The following is a 14,948-nucleotide window of genomic DNA, read 5'->3' as shown; positions in this document are numbered from 1 at the left end:
GTTGCAGAGATCAGTTAAGTTATGGATTCGTCACGCAAGCGGCGGCGTTGGCAGGCCGCGCTTGGCATAGAAGGCGTCGACAAAGGCCGCCAATGTACCCTGTTGAATAGCTTCGCGTAAACCAGCCATCAGGCGCTGATAGTGCCGCAAGTTGTGGATCGTATTCAGCATGCTCCCCAACATTTCGCCACATTTATCCAGATGATGCAGGTAGGCTCGAGAGAAGTGTTTGCAGGTGTAACAATCACAGCCTGGATCCAGCGGCGAATCATCGTAGCGGTGAGAGGCGTTGCGGATCTTGACCACCCCGACATCGGTAAACAAGTGCCCATTTCGCGCATTTCGGGTCGGCATCACGCAATCGAACATATCCACCCCACGACGCACACCTTCGACGAGGTCCTCCGGCTTGCCAACGCCCATCAAGTAGCGAGGCTTGTCGGCCGGCATCTGCGGTGGCAGAAAATCAAGCACACGAATCATCTCTTCTTTCGGCTCCCCGACGGAAAGCCCGCCGATCGCCAGACCGTCAAAGCCGATCTCGCACAAGCCTTCCAGTGAGCGCATGCGCAGGGACTCGTGCATGCCGCCCTGTACGATGCCGAACAGTGCCGCCGGACTATCGCCATGGGCATCCTTGGAGCGCTTCGCCCACCGCAGCGACAACTCCATAGAACGCCGCGCGACGTCCTCGTCCGCCGGATAGGGCGTGCACTCATCGAAGATCATTACGATGTCGGAACCAAGATCACGCTGAACCTGCATCGACTCTTCCGGGCCCATGAAAACCTTGGCGCCGTCGACTGGCGAGGCGAAATACACGCCCTCCTCCTTGATCTTGCGCATCGCCCCCAAGCTGAACACCTGAAAGCCACCGGAGTCCGTCAGGATCGGCCCCTGCCACTGCATGAAATCGTGAAGATCTCCGTGCGCCTTGATCACCTCGGTACCGGGTCGCAGCCACAGATGGAATGTGTTGCCAAGGATGATCTGCGCGCCGATCCCTTCAACATCGCGCGGCAGCATGCCTTTCACCGTGCCGTACGTACCCACCGGCATGAATGCAGGGGTTTCTACCGTGCCACGCGGAAAGGTCAGACGGCCGCGGCGCGCTCGCCCCTCGGTCGCCAGCAGCTCGAAGGACATGTGACAGGTACGACTCATTGGGAATCCTCGGGGCCGCGCGGGGCCGGATTGCGTGTGATGAACATGGCGTCGCCGTAACTGAAGAAACGATAACCCTTGGCGATGGCCTCGGCATACGCAGCCATGGTTTCGGGATAGCCCGCAAATGCCGACACCAGCATCAGCAGAGTTGATTCAGGCAGATGAAAGTTGGTGACGAGCGCGTCGACCACGTGAAATGGCTTGCCCGGATATAGAAAAATATCGGTATCGCCACTGAAAGGTTTCAGCACACCGTCGCGCGCCGCACTCTCCAGCGAACGCACACTGGTAGTACCCACAGCCACCACGCGGCCGCCTCGGGCACGGCAAGCTGCCACCGCATCGACAACAGCCTGATCAACTTCGAGCCATTCACGGTGCATATGGTGCTCTTCGATGCGTTCGACACGCACCGGCTGAAAGGTGCCTGCGCCTACGTGCAGCGTGACAAACGCACTCTCAACGCCTTTATCACGAAGGGCAGCCAGCAACTCGGCATCAAAATGCAATCCGGCCGTCGGTGCAGCAACTGCGCCCGCCCGCTGGGCATAGACCGTCTGATAGCGTTCACGGTCTGCGGCTTCGTCTGGTCGGTCGATATAAGGCGGTAATGGCATATGACCGACGCGCTCCAGCAACGGCAATACCTCTTGATCGAACTCCAATTCGAACAGCGCGTCATGGCGCGCCAGCATCAGCGCCTCGCCGCCGCCATCGATGTGAATGCCACCCCCTGGCTTAGGCGACTTGCTGGACCGGATATGCGCCAGCACCCGGCGACCATCGAGCACGCGCTCGATCAGCACTTCGACTTTGCCGCCAGACGCTTTTTGGCCGAACAGACGAGCCGGAATCACCCGCGTGTTATTGAAAACCATCAGGTCGCCGGCGCGCACGTAATCGAGCAACTCAACGAAACTGTGGTGGCCAAGCGTACCGGTCGAACCGTCGAGCGTCAGCAAACGACTGGCACGACGCTCGGCCAATGGATGTCGAGCGATCAGCGAATCAGGGAGATCGAAGGAAAAAGCGGAGACTTGCATTGAAAAGATCAGCACGGAGCAGCAGGGGCGCAAAGCTTAGCGGAAACACCTCATTCTGACCACGCCAGACGATTGACCGCTCCGCAATGCATCCCTATACTGCGCCGCCACTGAGCCTCGATGGCGGAATCGGTAGACGCAGCGGATTCAAAATCCGCCGTTGGTAACAACGTGAGAGTTCGAGTCTCTCTCGAGGCACCATACTTCAGTGACCAGAAGCAGCTATCGCTTCTGATGGGGGATCCGCAGCGAGAAGCGGCTTCACCGACCTATGAAAGGCCAACAGCGCCCTGCTGGAGCAAGCCTTACGCTTCATGGAAAAAAGTTTCGTACTGGCGGCGCGTCATACAGCACCGACTGAACCAAACTGCGATAAGTCGAATTTCTGCAGCACTAAAATAGCACTGTAAGCACCGCTTGCGGTGGGCATAATCTATGGCTCCAAGGGCTTGGCATCGCCCAGCGAGTTATCGTAGAGTGTGCCCACTGTGTTTGCATGGGTCGCTGTTGAATCGTGGCCTGGTGCAGTAGATCTCAAGATCCGCTACATCCGTTCGACTCTTTACTCCTTGCAACCAGTTTCCGCTTTCTGCATTTGCAGAGGCGCTTCCACTATTGAGTTTCAAGGATACAAAGCTATGTCGAATCGTCAGAACGGTACCGTCAAGTGGTTTAACGACGAAAAAGGTTTTGGTTTCATCACTCCCGAGAGCGGTCCGGATCTGTTCGTGCACTTCCGCGCGATCGAAGGCAATGGCTTCAAGAGCCTGAAAGAAGGCCAGAAAGTCAGCTTTGTAGCTGTACAAGGTCAAAAGGGCATGCAGGCTGACCAGGTTCAAATCCAGGAATAAGCCCCGCTCCGAAAAGCCCCTGATGGCAACATCAGGGGCTTTTTTATGCGCGCGTTTCCGTAGAATGCGCGACTGCCTTTCCTAGCGAGACAATATGCATGCGCAACCATCCACTCAGCCCGCAAGGCCCGTTTCCTGCCGCCGGCCTGGTTCGTCGACTCGCCGCCATCTTCTATGATGCCTTCCTGTCGATCGCACTGATGATGGTGGTTACGCTGTTCTACCAGCAGGTGCTCTTGCGTTTTTTTTATGGCAACGAAGGCCTTAAAGCAGTGGCGGAAGCCGGCGGACTCGATATAGACCCGATCCTCTCGACTCTACTGTTGTTCACCCTGTTCGCCTTCTTTGCCAAGTTCTGGACACACAACGGTCAGACACTCGGAATGCAGGTCTGGGGCGTACGCATTCAGAACGCCGATGGCAGCGCCATCGACCTGTGGCAGGCCCTGCTGCGCTTCCTGATTGCGATCATGTCCTGGCTTGCCCTGGGGCTGGGCTACTGGTGGATGCTGATCGACAAGAAGCGCAGAACCTGGCATGACATCTACTCGGAGAGTCAGGTCGTGCAGCTACCAAAGAACATCCATAAGAAATAGCGCCAGGCGGCGAGTCATTCTCGCTCGACTGATCAAGCCCTGCAGGCTCAGGTTCTGAGCCTGCAGGAATGCAATCACCCCGCCCGCCGCAATAGCCAGACACCCGCCAGCGCGCAGATAGTCGCCGGCACCGCCACTGCCAGCAGCGGCGAGAAGCCGAACACCTGGCTTGCCGGACCCAACAGGTCCTGCAAAATTCGGAACACGAAACCAACAATTACACCGGTGAAGATGCGTTGACCGAGCGTTACGGAGCGCAACGGTCCAAAGATGAACGAGATGGCCAGCAACACCAGCGCTACTGTCACCGCTGGCTGCAATACCTTGCTCCAGAATGCCAGCCAGTAGCGACCGTTGCTCAGCCCCTGCTCACCCAGATAATGGATATAGCGCCACAATCCGGTGATCGACAACGCATCCGGCTCCATCACGACAGTACCGACCAGCTGAGGTGTCAGCTGAACATCCCAACGTTCCTCGGCGACTTTTGTCACCTCAGTGTGATCACCTCGAAAATGCGTCGTAGCGACATCGCTGAGCAACCACTGCTCATCCTCGTAGCGCGCGCGGCGGGCAAAGCTTGCGGATAGCAACTGACGCTGTTCGTCAAAACGGTAGCGGGTAACTCCGAGCAGCAGACCACTGGGCTGCACCGCATTGATATGCACAAATTCGTCACCCTGACGATGCCAGAGCCCGCGCTTGCTGCTCTGCGCTTCGCCAGCGCCCTGCGCCGAAGAGCGAGTGGCCTGTGCGATGTTTTCGCTCCAGGGCGATACATATTCACCTATCAGCACACCGATCAGCAGCAGTAACAGCATCGGCTTCATCACAGCCAGCACGATGCGCCCTAGAGACACGCCGGCAGCCCGCATAATGGTCAGCTCGCTACTGCTCGCCAGCGTGCCAAGCCCGATAAGGCAGCCGATCAAGGCCGCCATCGGCAACATCTCGTAGATCCGTGACGGCGTGGTGAGCAGTACGTAAACGGCGGCGTTCAACGTGCCGTAGCTACCCTTCACATCGCCCAGTTCGTCGATAAAGGCGAACAGCAATGCGAGGCCGACAATAATGCCGAGTACCGTCAGAATCGCCAGCAGAACGTGGCTGCCGATGTAGCGATCAAGCTTACGCATGAGCGGCCCTCGACAGGCTGCGGCGCTTGCTGATGGCAAGCCTCAGCGGTTCCCAATAAAGCATCAGCATCCCTATTGCGAAGAAGATTCCGTGCACCCACCAGAGCCCCAGCGCCGGGGGGATTCGACCCTTGTCCAGGGAGCCCCGGGCAGCGATGAGCAGCGCGAGGTAGGCCATATACAGAAGGATTGCGGGTAGCAGTTTCAAGAAGCGCCCCTGCCGCGGATTCACCTTCGAAAGCGGGACCGCCAGCAACGTGACGATGAACACCAACAGTGGCAGCGACAGACGCCACTGCAGCTCGGACTGCAGACGAATGTCGTCACTCCCAAGCAGATCGAGCGTCGGCATTGATTCGCGCTCGCTCAGCTCGACGCTGACCTCCGGCCGGGGCAACAGCACGCCATAAGTGTCGTACTGGATCGCCCGATAATTGGCCTGCCCCGGGTTGCCGTCATAGCGATAGCCGTTTTCCAGAATCAGATAGCGGCTTCCGTCAGGCTGGATTTCTTGACGCCCGCTTTCGGCAACCAGAACGGAGAGCCCACGCTTTTCGCCGGTCGCGCTGGACAGATTGGTTTCGGAGATGAACACGCCGGCCAACTCGGTGCGATCAGCAGTCAGTTCGCGGGTATAGGTCACGCGAGTGCCATCGCGCAGGGTCTGAAAGCGGCCCGGCACCAGCGTGTCGAACTCAGTCAGCGAGTCCTGCTCATTGAGGATGCGATCAACCTCAGCCACACCCTGCGGCGCCAGCCCTAGACTCAGCCAACCGACCAGTCCGGCGACCAGCGCAGCCGGCGCCAAACTGTAGGTCAGCAGACGGCGCTGACTCATACCAGTAGCCGAGAGCACGGTCATTTCGCTGTCGAGATAGAGCCGCCCATAGGCCAGCAGAATGCCGAGAAACAGGCCCAGCGGCAGAATCAGCTGCAGGAACCCCGGCAGGCGGAACCCCATGATCATCAGCAGGACACCGGGATCGAGCAACCCCTGTGCAGCCTGCGCCAGGTATTTGATGAAACGCCCGCTCATGATGATGACCAGCAGCACGGCACTTACCGCGCTCAGGGTGACCAGAAGCTCACGGGACAGGTAACGAAAGACGATCAAACCGGACACTCCAGGGTTGTCAGACTCCGGCGGCTACGCTCAAACTAGCCACCAAGCAGCCGGCCCGCACGTAACAGAGCGTTGGAGTCACTCAGCATTTTCCAACGCCCCGGTAGACGAACCACCGGAAAACAAGCCCGGCATTATCCTGCAAACCCGACTCTTTGTCTTGGGGACTCGACGCCATGGAATTCGTTGTAAAGAACACCAAAGCCGCTGCCGCAAAAACAGCCACCCTGGTTCTGCCCGTTGGCGAAGAGGGTCTGCTCGGTGCAACAGCCCAAACCGTCGACCAGGCCACCGGCGGCGCGATCAGTGCAGTGCTCAAGCGCGGCGACCTGAAAGGCAAAGCGGGGCAGACGCTGTTGCTGCACAGCCTGCCAGACCTCAAGGCCGATCGCGTTCTACTGGTTGGCACCGGCAAGGACGACGAGCGCGACGGGCGCCAGTGGCGAAAGATCGCCGCAGCCGCCCTCGGCGTACTCAAAGGCCTTGCCGGAAGCGATGCGACCTTTGCCCTGCAGGATGTGCAGGTCAAGGACCGTGATACCTATGCACGTGCTCGCATGCTGGTCGAGGTATTGGCCGATGGTCAGTACGTGTTTGACCAGTTCAAGAGCAAGAAGAACGACGAACCCAAGCTCGGCAAGATCACCCTATTAACTGACAAAGCTGACCAGGAACGCGTCGAGCAGGCTGCTCGTCACGCCGCCGCGATTGCCGCCGGCATGAGCTTCGCCCGCGACCTTGGCAACCTGCCGCCAAATATCTGCCATCCGAGCTACGTGGCCGATCAGGCCAAGCAGCTTGGCAAGACCTTCAAAGGTCTGAAAGTCGAAATCCTGGATGAGAAAAAGCTGCGTGAACTTGGCGCTGGCTCGTTCCTCGCCGTTTCCCAGGGCAGCGAGCAACCCGGCTGTATCGTCGTCATGCAGTACAACGGTGGGAAGAAAGGCGAGCAACCCTACGCACTGGTCGGCAAAGGCATCACCTTCGATACCGGAGGCATCAGCCTCAAGCCCGGCCAGGGCATGGACGAAATGAAGTACGACATGTGCGGTGCCGCCAGTGTGCTCGGCACCTTCCGTGCTGCATTGGAGCTTGAGTTGCCGATCAATCTTGTCGGTCTACTCGCCTGCGCGGAAAACATGCCGAGCGGCAACGCCACCCGCCCCGGCGACATTGTCACCACCATGAGCGGCCAGACTGTTGAGATTCTCAACACCGACGCCGAAGGCCGTTTGGTGCTCTGCGACACCCTGACCTACGCCGAGCGTTTCAAGCCCCGCGCAGTCATCGACGTCGCCACCCTGACCGGCGCTTGCATCGTAGCGCTGGGCAGCAACACGTCTGGCCTGCTTGGCAACAACGACGAACTGCTGCAGCAGGTATTGGGCGCCGGCCAGAAAGCCGACGATCGCGCCTGGCAACTGCCATTGTTCGACGAGTATCAGGAGCAGCTCGACAGCCCCTTCGCCGACATCGCCAATATCGGCGGGCCCAAGGCCGGCACCATCACCGCGGCCTGCTTCCTTTCGCGCTTCACCAAGGCCTACCCCTGGGCGCACCTGGACGTCGCCGGTACTGCCTGGATCAGTGGCGGCAAGGAAAAAGGCGCAACGGGACGTCCGGTTCCACTGCTGACCCAGTACCTGCTGGACCGAGCCGAGCAGGCATGAACGAAACGAGCGTAAACCTGGCATGACTCGGATCGAGTTCTACGTATTGCCTGACAGCGAGCAGGCGGGCCGCGCGAGAGCGGCCTGCCAGTTGGCAAGCAAAGGCTGGCAGCACGGCCTGTCGGTGTTCATTCGGTGCCAGGACGACCAGCAGTGCAATGAACTCGACGAGCTTCTGTGGACCTTTCGTGCAGAACGTTTCATCCCGCATGAACTGCATGGGGTCGATCCACTTGCCCCTGTGGTGATTGGTACAGAGCAGCCACCCGCCTCGGTACAGGGCTTGCTGATCAACCTTTCACCGACGCTATCGTCGCATACCGACCAGTTCAGCCGGGTGATCGAGATCGTCAATCAGCAGCCTGAGCTACTGACCGTCTGCCGGGACAACTTTCGCCTCTATCGGCAGCGTGGCTATGATCCAAAGAGAGTCGAACTGTAACGCACGATGGCTGCAAGCGAAGGAGTCGCCAAGCCTGCCACCGATGGACATCAATAGCTTCTGGGCCAATGCCCGATCAGGATCGCCTTAACACGCCTGGACGCTCAATTCCGGATGCCCCGTACATGACGCAATCGCGCCCCCCTAAAGCCCACCTTCTAGATGATCTGGAATCCATTCGCGCGCTACTAGGCGACCAAGACGCGCCACTGCTTAGCGACACACTGGATCCGGACAGCATTCCGCTGCTTTCAGACATCGTCGAACACGCACCAGCAGCCGAGCCGGAGGTCGAGCCACGCGAGCCTGCCGTGCGTACAGCCTTCCGAACGCTCGCCGAGCGTCATCTCGACCACGAGCTGCGAAATGCCGCGCAACTGATCCTGCAGGAGGTCATCGATGATTTCGTGCCGCAGATCGAAGCCGAACTGCGGGTTCGCCTGGAGGCACGCGCCGAGCAGCTGATCAAGTCTCATCGCTCCTGACTCGCTGACAACCAAGGCACACGCTCCGCCGGAACAGCCATCCACGCGCGCTTAGCTGTGCCAGCTGGACAAAAGCGGCATCGCAAGCCTGCCGATCAGCCACTTTGCCTTTATACTTGCCCGCTTTTCCGATCAGCCGTTCTAAGGGTCCCGCCGCATGGACAAGACCTACCAGCCGCACGCCATCGAAACCTCCTGGTACCAGACCTGGGAATCGAACAACTATTTCGCGCCCCAAGGTTCAGGCGAGCCCTACACCATCATGATCCCGCCGCCGAACGTCACCGGCAGCCTGCATATGGGCCATGGCTTCAACAACGCCATCATGGATGCACTGATCCGTTTCCGGCGGATGCAGGGTCGCAACACCTTGTGGCAGCCCGGCACCGATCACGCCGGCATTGCCACCCAAATGGTGGTCGAGCGTCAGCTCGGCGCTCAGGGCGTCAGCCGTCATGACCTGGGGCGCGAGAAGTTCCTCGACAAGGTGTGGCAGTGGAAAGAAGAGTCCGGCGGTCACATCACCCGGCAAATTCGCCGCCTGGGCTCCTCGGTGGACTGGTCGCGTGAGCGCTTCACCATGGACGAGGGGCTTTCCGAGGCTGTCAAAGAAGCCTTCGTGAGGCTGCACGAGGACGGCCTGATCTACCGCGGCAAGCGCCTGGTCAACTGGGATACCAAGCTGCACACCGCGATTTCCGATCTTGAAGTCGAAAATCATGATGAGAAAGGTCACCTCTGGCACCTGCGCTATCCGTTGGCAGATGGTTGCAAGACAGCCGATGGCGAGGATTACCTGGTCGTAGCGACCACCCGGCCGGAAACCATGCTGGGCGACGCCGCGGTCGCGGTGCACCCCGAGGACGAGCGCTACAAGAACCTCATCGGCCGCCACATCATGTTGCCGCTTGTGAACCGCCTGATCCCAATCATTGCCGACGACTACGTCGACCTCGAATTTGGCACCGGCTGCGTAAAAATCACCCCGGCTCATGACTTCAACGACTATGAGGTCGGCAAGCGCCACCACCTGCCCCTGATCAACATCTTCGACCAGAACGCCTGCATCCTGGCCCGCGCCCAGGTGTTCAACATCGACGGCTCGGTGAACGACAAGATCGACGGTAGCCTGCCGGACGGCTATGCGCACATGGACCGTTTCGATGCACGCAAAGCCATTGTCGCGGAATTCGACGCCATGAGCCTGCTGGAGAAGATCGACGACCACGGACTGAAAGTACCGCGCGGCGATCGCTCCGGCACCATCATCGAGCCGTGGCTGACCGATCAGTGGTACGTTTCCACAAAGCCGCTGGCCGAGAAGGCCATCGCCGCCGTTGAAAGTGGCGACATCCAGTTCGTGCCCAAGCAGTACGAAAACATGTATTTCAGTTGGATGCGCGACATCCAGGACTGGTGCATCAGCCGTCAGCTCTGGTGGGGCCACCGTATTCCGGCCTGGTATGACGAAACGGGCAACGTCTACGTCGGCCGCGACGAAGTAGAGGTACGCAGCAAGTACAACCTGTGCAACAACGTTGAACTGCGTCAGGACGAGGACGTGCTGGATACCTGGTTCAGCTCCGGACTGTGGACTTTCTCCACTCTCGGCTGGCCCGAGCAGACCGATTTCCTCAAGACCTTCCATCCTACCGACGTATTGGTAACCGGGTTCGACATCATCTTCTTCTGGGTAGCCCGGATGATCATGCTGTCGACCCATCTGACCGGGCAGATTCCGTTCAAGACCGTGTACGTGCACGGGCTCGTTCGTGATGGCCAGGGCCAGAAGATGTCCAAGTCCAAGGGCAACGTCCTTGATCCGCTGGATATCGTCGACGGCATTACCCTTGACGAGCTGCTGCAGAAACGTACCAGCGGCATGATGCAGCCCAAGCTAGCCGAGAAGATCGCCAAGCAGACCCGCACCGAGTTTCCTGAAGGCATTGCCAGCTACGGCACCGACGCCCTGCGTTTCACCTTCTGCTCGCTGGCCTCTACCGGTCGCGACGTGAAGTTCGACATGGGTCGCGTCGAGGGTTATCGCAACTTCTGCAACAAGATCTGGAACGCCGCCAACTTCGTCTTCGAGAACACCGAGGGCAAGGACACAGGGATCAATGACGAACCCGTTGAGCTGTCGTCGGTGGATCGCTGGATCATCTCCTCGCTGCAGCGCACCGAAGCCGAAGTCACCCGTCAGCTCGAGGCCTTCCGCTTCGACCTGGCCGCTCAGGCCCTGTATGAGTTCATCTGGGACGAGTATTGCGCCTGGTATCTGGAACTGGTCAAACCGGTGCTGTGGGACGAAACGGCCAGCGTCGAACGCCAGCGCGGCACGCGTCGCACGCTGGTTCGGGTACTGGAAACGGCGCTGCGCCTGGCGCATCCATTCATGCCGTTCATCACCGAAGAGATCTGGCAGCGCGTCGCACCGCTGGCGGGCAAATCCGGGCCGACACTGATGCTGCAATCCTGGCCTGAATTCAACCCGGAGCGCATCGACGAAGCCGCCGAAGGTGATATCGAGTGGGTCAAAGCCTTCATGCTGGGTATCCGCCAGATCCGTGGCGAGATGAACATCTCCATGGCCAAGCGCATCGACGTCGTGCTGGGTGACGCCAGCGAATCCGACCAGCGTCGCCTCGCCGATAACGAGCCGCTACTGAAAAAACTGGCCAAGCTGGAAAGCGTTCGCGTCCTCAATCAAGGCGAAGAACCGCCGCTGTCGGCCACGGCGCTGGTCGGCGACATGCAGGTGCTGGTGCCTATGGCAGGCCTGATCGACAAGGACGCCGAACTTGCCCGACTCGACAAGGAGATAGGTCGACTGGACGGCGAAGTAAAGCGCGTGGGCGGTAAGCTCGGCAACGCCGGCTTTGTCGACAAGGCGCCCGCCGAAGTCATCGACAAGGAGCGCGCCAAACTGGCGGAGGCTGAGCAAGCCAAAGCCAGACTGCTCGAGCAGCGTGAGCGCATCGCCAGCCTGTAAACAAGCGAAAGGCCAGCACTTGATGTGCTGGCCTTTTTGCTTAGATAACTGCGCTTGATTGATGACAAGTCGCTTTCAGCGCCGCTGGTACACTATGCCGCATCCGACAATAACGAATTGCAACTGACAGGCCTGAACCCACGCGGAAAGCTCCACGACATGAAGTAAGTCAGCAGCGAAGCAAACCCGAGGCGGTTTGCCCTACGCGCAGCCGTTCACGACGCAGGTAAAACCTTCCGTACCGCGGTTACTTAATTCTCTCGCACCGCCAGTCGCCCATTTTTTAAGCCTGTCAGCCCCGAGCCTGAACAACAACCCGAAATGGCCCGGCACGGTTTATAAAAAATGGAGCCCCTCCGATGTATGTACTCATGGCTGTTCTGTTTGTTCTGGGCTATCTATGCATAGCCTTCGAGCATCCGCTGAAAATTGACAAGGCCGCCGCCGCAATCCTCACAGCCGTGCTGTGCTGGACTGCATTGATACTCGGTGCGGAAACCATCGTGCCACTGTTGCCATCTGCCGCGCATAACCCAGGCGAACCTTCAGCCTTTGTAGTCGAATCGCTGAGACATCATCTGGGCGAAATCTCGGAGATTCTGTTCTTCCTGCTCGGCGCCATGACCATCGTCGAACTCATCGATTCCCACGAAGGTTTCAAGGTCATCACTGACCGGATCCAGACGCGCAAGCGCGTGCACCTGTTGTGGATCATCGGCTTCCTGACCTTCTTCCTGTCCGCCGCGCTGGACAACCTGACCACTACCATCGTCATGGTATCGCTGCTGCGCAAACTGATCCGCGGCCGTCCCGAACGCTGGCTGTTCGTCGGCGTCGTGGTGATCGCCGCCAACGCGGGCGGCGCCTGGTCGCCGATTGGCGACGTCACCACCACCATGCTCTGGATTGGTAACCAGATCACCGCCTCGGGCGTGATCGTCGGATTGTTTATCCCGAGCCTGGTCTGCCTGCTTGTTCCGCTGTTGATCCTCAGCTTCAGCATGCGAGGCGAAGTGCCCCGTCCAGGTGCCAGAGCGCATCTGGCCGAAAGTAACCCGCCAACGACCACGGTGTTCGAACGCAACCTGGTATTAACGCTCGGTATCGGCGCGCTGGTGTTCGTGCCGGTCTTCAAGACCGTTACCCACCTGCCCCCTTATATGGGCATCCTGTTCGGGCTCGGCGTGCTCTGGGTCACTACCGAGTTTCTGCACCGTCACAAAGAAGACGATCACAAGCACCCGCTTTCGGTCGTGGGCGTCCTGCGCAAGGTCGATACCCCGAGCGTGCTGTTCTTCCTTGGCATCTTGCTGGCCGTTGCGGCGCTTGCTACAGCCGGTCATTTGACCCAGGTCGCGACGGCGCTGCGCGATTCGCTCGGGCACATCTATCCGATCAACTACAGCATCGGCTTGCTGTCGGCGGTGGTGGACAACGTGCCATTGGTTGCCGGCTCGATGAAAATGTACCCGCTGGTAAGTCCGGAAACCCTTGATGCCGCACCAGCCGCTGAAGCCGCTTGGCTGTCGCAGTTCGTCGTCGACGGCAACTTCTGGGAGATGCTCGCCTATTGCGCCGGGACGGGTGGCAGCACGCTGATCATTGGTTCGGCCGCAGGCGTTGCGGCCATGGGCATGGAAAAGATCAGCTTCACTTGGTACGTCAAGCGCGTCAGCCTGCTGGCTTTCCTCGGCTATACAGCCGGCGCCGTGACCTATATAGGCATGCTCGCCCTGCGTTGAACCACTCAGGCGGGCCCCACTGTTATGGAGCTGTGATGACAGTCAGCAAAACCAAAAGCAGTTTTTATCGCCGTTTGTATGTCGCCTGGCTGATTGACAGCGGTGCCGCCACGAGCGTGCCCGCCCTGGTTGAAGCAACCGGAATGCCGCGCAGAACGGCGCAGGATACGTTGGCAGCCCTCGCCGACCTGGACATCGACTGCAGTTTTACGCAGGACGACGGCGAGCGACATAACGCCGGTCAGTACCGAATCCACGACTGGGGCGCGATCGACCCGCAATGGATCGAGCGCAACCTGGCGCAGATCAGATCCGTTCTCGACTATCCGTAACCGCGAGCGGTAAACATCCACTCTGGCGCCGCTCGGCCGTCCCAGAATGGGGTGCGGGATGGGTAGCCTTTATCCGCGTACTCGCAATGTTCCTCTCAACCATCAGTAGCGTGGTCCTTTGCCAGGCGCGCCGTTAAGCTGTTCGGTCTCTTCGCCCGCATGGTTCGTCGTCAATGTCTCAACGCCCCTCCCTGTTCCCGGCACTGCTCGCGGGTGCCGCCCTGCTACTGGTTGTCCATGGCCTCGGGCGATTCGTCTACACGCCGCTTCTGCCGTGGCTGGTAGAGGATGGCGTGCTCACCGTGCAACAGGGCGCGAGCGTCGCCAGCTGGAATTACCTGGGCTACCTGATTGGCGCGCTGCTCGCTCTGCGCTGGCACCAGGTTGGTCAGATTCGCCAGAGCTTGCCTTGGGCATTGGTGCTGCATGTCGGAACCACATTGGCGCAAACCCAGGCCGAATCGGTAGAGGTGCTTTCAGCGCTGCGCCTGCTCAATGGCATCAGCAATGGGCTGGTTTTTGTGCAGGCTCCCTCGCTGCTGCTGGAGTGGCTGGCGCGTCATCGCCGCGTCTCATCCAGTGGCCTGGTCTATCTTGGCGCGTGCGTTGGGCTGATCGTATCCAGTCTGATGGTCAGCTTAAGCAACGGCGTGCTCGAGGGTGCTGATCGTTGGTGGCCTGCGGCAATCCTGTCTATCCCGCTTTCGTGGTGGGGCTGGCGCAAACTGGCGAGCCTCGACCTGCCTCCCGAAGAACCCCAAAGCACTACCACAACGCCCCGGAGCGCGCGCCTGCTGGACCGCGCCAGTACACCGCTGTTTCTCTCGTATGCAGGCGCCGGCATGGGTTATATCCTGCCGATGACCTTCTTGCCGATGGTTGCGCGGTTGCAGGTCGAACCGGGAGACATGCTGGTGGAGAGCAGCTGGTTGGTGGTCGCACTGGCTACCCTGCCCTCACCCTGGCTCTGGAACCGCCTCGGCGCTCTGCTCGGCGATACGCTGGCACTGCGCTTCAGCTATGTCACGCAACTGGTCGGTGTGCTGGCTGCGCTGTTGCTGCCCGGCGCACCGGGGATCCTGATATGTGCCGTCCTGGTCGGCGGCACCTTTCTTGGCACCGTGTTGCTGACCCAGCGCCTGGCACGCGCCCTTCATCCGCACCAGGGACCGCGACTGTCAGCAGCGCTGATTGCACTCTACAGCCTGACGCAACTGGCCGGCCCCTGGCTTACTGGCGTCTGGCTAAGCATGGGCGGTTCCCTGCACAGCGCCTTCTGGCTCGGTGCCGGCGCGCTGCTATGGGGGCTGGTATGGATGCTGCTGGTGCCACGTCGGGCCTGAAAGCTGTGGGACAATACGAACTTTTA

13 protein-coding genes and 1 tRNA gene are annotated in these 14,948 nt (G+C 59.7%); 10 read left to right on the top strand and 4 right to left on the bottom strand.

Annotated features, from left to right (window positions below; genetic code table 11):
* Nucleotides 1-30: 30 nt before the first annotated feature.
* Both tgt and queA read right to left on the bottom strand, forming a co-directional pair.
* Entirely contained in the window at nucleotides 31-1,146 is a 1,116-nt protein-coding gene (gene tgt, locus CXK96_RS07805; protein WP_180981507.1) for a tRNA guanosine(34) transglycosylase Tgt, read from the bottom strand.
* Between the two features lie 14 nt (nucleotides 1,147-1,160).
* On the bottom strand, nucleotides 1,161-2,210 hold the full coding sequence (queA, locus tag CXK96_RS07800) for a tRNA preQ1(34) S-adenosylmethionine ribosyltransferase-isomerase QueA (RefSeq protein WP_102835997.1): 1,050 nt from the start codon (nucleotides 2,208-2,210) through the stop codon (nucleotides 1,161-1,163).
* A 114-nt stretch (nucleotides 2,211-2,324) separates the two neighbouring features.
* Between queA and CXK96_RS07795 the strand changes: the two genes are divergently transcribed.
* From CXK96_RS07795 to CXK96_RS07785, 3 genes are all read left to right on the top strand, one after another.
* Nucleotides 2,325-2,411: transfer RNA gene (locus CXK96_RS07795), tRNA-Leu, on the top strand.
* A gap of 437 nt (nucleotides 2,412-2,848) precedes the next feature.
* Complete coding sequence (locus CXK96_RS07790; RefSeq protein WP_003284681.1) at nucleotides 2,849-3,061, top strand: cold-shock protein; 213 nt, start codon at nucleotides 2,849-2,851, stop codon at nucleotides 3,059-3,061.
* A gap of 98 nt (nucleotides 3,062-3,159) precedes the next feature.
* A complete protein-coding gene (locus CXK96_RS07785) occupies nucleotides 3,160-3,657 on the top strand; it encodes an RDD family protein (RefSeq protein ID WP_102835897.1) in 498 nt (165 codons plus the stop codon).
* Nucleotides 3,658-3,731: 74 nt separating this feature from the next.
* Here CXK96_RS07785 and lptG read toward each other — a convergent pair whose 3' ends face one another.
* Nucleotides 3,732-4,793 (bottom strand): LPS export ABC transporter permease LptG, encoded by a 1,062-nt coding sequence (gene lptG / locus CXK96_RS07780; RefSeq protein WP_102835896.1) that lies wholly within the window; start codon nucleotides 4,791-4,793, stop codon nucleotides 3,732-3,734.
* Nucleotides 4,786-5,907: an LPS export ABC transporter permease LptF gene (gene lptF / locus CXK96_RS07775; protein ID WP_102835895.1), complete on the bottom strand. Its 1,122-nt coding sequence runs from the start codon at nucleotides 5,905-5,907 to the stop codon at nucleotides 4,786-4,788. The genes lptG and lptF overlap by 8 nt, the downstream gene beginning before the upstream one ends.
* Before the next feature lie 185 nt (nucleotides 5,908-6,092).
* Here lptF and CXK96_RS07770 point away from each other — a divergent pair, with 185 nt between their 5' ends.
* The 7 genes from CXK96_RS07770 to CXK96_RS07740 all read left to right on the top strand — a co-directional run bounded on the left by CXK96_RS07770 (nucleotide 6,093) and on the right by CXK96_RS07740 (nucleotide 14,922).
* The gene (locus CXK96_RS07770) at nucleotides 6,093-7,586 is read left to right on the top strand and encodes a leucyl aminopeptidase (RefSeq protein ID WP_102835894.1); all 1,494 of its coding nucleotides are present in this window, start codon (nucleotides 6,093-6,095) and stop codon (nucleotides 7,584-7,586) included.
* 22 nt (nucleotides 7,587-7,608) lie between these two features.
* Nucleotides 7,609-8,028 (top strand): DNA polymerase III subunit chi, encoded by a 420-nt coding sequence (locus tag CXK96_RS07765; RefSeq protein WP_102835893.1) that lies wholly within the window; start codon nucleotides 7,609-7,611, stop codon nucleotides 8,026-8,028.
* 125 nt (nucleotides 8,029-8,153) lie between these two features.
* On the top strand, nucleotides 8,154-8,513 hold the full coding sequence (locus CXK96_RS07760) for a DNA polymerase III subunit chi (RefSeq protein ID WP_102835892.1): 360 nt from the start codon (nucleotides 8,154-8,156) through the stop codon (nucleotides 8,511-8,513).
* Nucleotides 8,514-8,670: 157 nt separating this feature from the next.
* Nucleotides 8,671-11,505, top strand: a complete 2,835-nt coding sequence (locus CXK96_RS07755) for a valine--tRNA ligase (RefSeq protein WP_102835891.1) — start codon at nucleotides 8,671-8,673, stop codon at nucleotides 11,503-11,505.
* 359 nt (nucleotides 11,506-11,864) lie between these two features.
* Complete coding sequence (gene nhaD, locus CXK96_RS07750; protein WP_102835890.1) at nucleotides 11,865-13,247, top strand: sodium:proton antiporter NhaD; 1,383 nt, start codon at nucleotides 11,865-11,867, stop codon at nucleotides 13,245-13,247.
* 35 nt (nucleotides 13,248-13,282) lie between these two features.
* Nucleotides 13,283-13,579, top strand: coding sequence for a winged helix-turn-helix domain-containing protein (locus CXK96_RS07745; RefSeq protein ID WP_102835889.1), 297 nt, complete (start codon nucleotides 13,283-13,285; stop codon nucleotides 13,577-13,579).
* A gap of 173 nt (nucleotides 13,580-13,752) precedes the next feature.
* Nucleotides 13,753-14,922 carry a YbfB/YjiJ family MFS transporter gene (locus CXK96_RS07740; RefSeq protein ID WP_102835888.1) on the top strand — a complete coding sequence of 390 codons (1,170 nt, stop codon included), beginning with the start codon at nucleotides 13,753-13,755 and terminating at the stop codon, nucleotides 14,920-14,922.
* Nucleotides 14,923-14,948: the final 26 nt, after the last annotated feature.

It is taken from the genome of Stutzerimonas stutzeri (assembly GCF_002890895.1).
Lineage (GTDB): Bacteria > Pseudomonadota > Gammaproteobacteria > Pseudomonadales > Pseudomonadaceae > Stutzerimonas > Stutzerimonas stutzeri_AB.
The sequence above is the reverse complement of the archived record's forward strand: the minus strand, read 5'-3'. Positions and strand labels throughout refer to the sequence as shown.

Coding starts and splice junctions, on each gene's coding strand:
- tgt (WP_180981507.1), bottom strand. CDS start 1,146: ATGTCCTTCGAGCTGCTGGCGACCGAGGGGCGAGCGCGCCGCGGCCGT.
- queA (WP_102835997.1), bottom strand. CDS start 2,210: ATGCAAGTCTCCGCTTTTTCCTTCGATCTCCCTGATTCGCTGATCGCT.
- CXK96_RS07790 (WP_003284681.1), top strand. CDS start 2,849: ATGTCGAATCGTCAGAACGGTACCGTCAAGTGGTTTAACGACGAAAAA.
- CXK96_RS07785 (WP_102835897.1), top strand. CDS start 3,160: ATGCGCAACCATCCACTCAGCCCGCAAGGCCCGTTTCCTGCCGCCGGC.
- lptG (WP_102835896.1), bottom strand. CDS start 4,793: ATGCGTAAGCTTGATCGCTACATCGGCAGCCACGTTCTGCTGGCGATT.
- CXK96_RS07770 (WP_102835894.1), top strand. CDS start 6,093: ATGGAATTCGTTGTAAAGAACACCAAAGCCGCTGCCGCAAAAACAGCC.
- CXK96_RS07765 (WP_102835893.1), top strand. CDS start 7,609: ATGACTCGGATCGAGTTCTACGTATTGCCTGACAGCGAGCAGGCGGGC.
- CXK96_RS07760 (WP_102835892.1), top strand. CDS start 8,154: ATGACGCAATCGCGCCCCCCTAAAGCCCACCTTCTAGATGATCTGGAA.
- CXK96_RS07755 (WP_102835891.1), top strand. CDS start 8,671: ATGGACAAGACCTACCAGCCGCACGCCATCGAAACCTCCTGGTACCAG.
- nhaD (WP_102835890.1), top strand. CDS start 11,865: ATGTATGTACTCATGGCTGTTCTGTTTGTTCTGGGCTATCTATGCATA.
- CXK96_RS07745 (WP_102835889.1), top strand. CDS start 13,283: ATGACAGTCAGCAAAACCAAAAGCAGTTTTTATCGCCGTTTGTATGTC.
- CXK96_RS07740 (WP_102835888.1), top strand. CDS start 13,753: ATGTCTCAACGCCCCTCCCTGTTCCCGGCACTGCTCGCGGGTGCCGCC.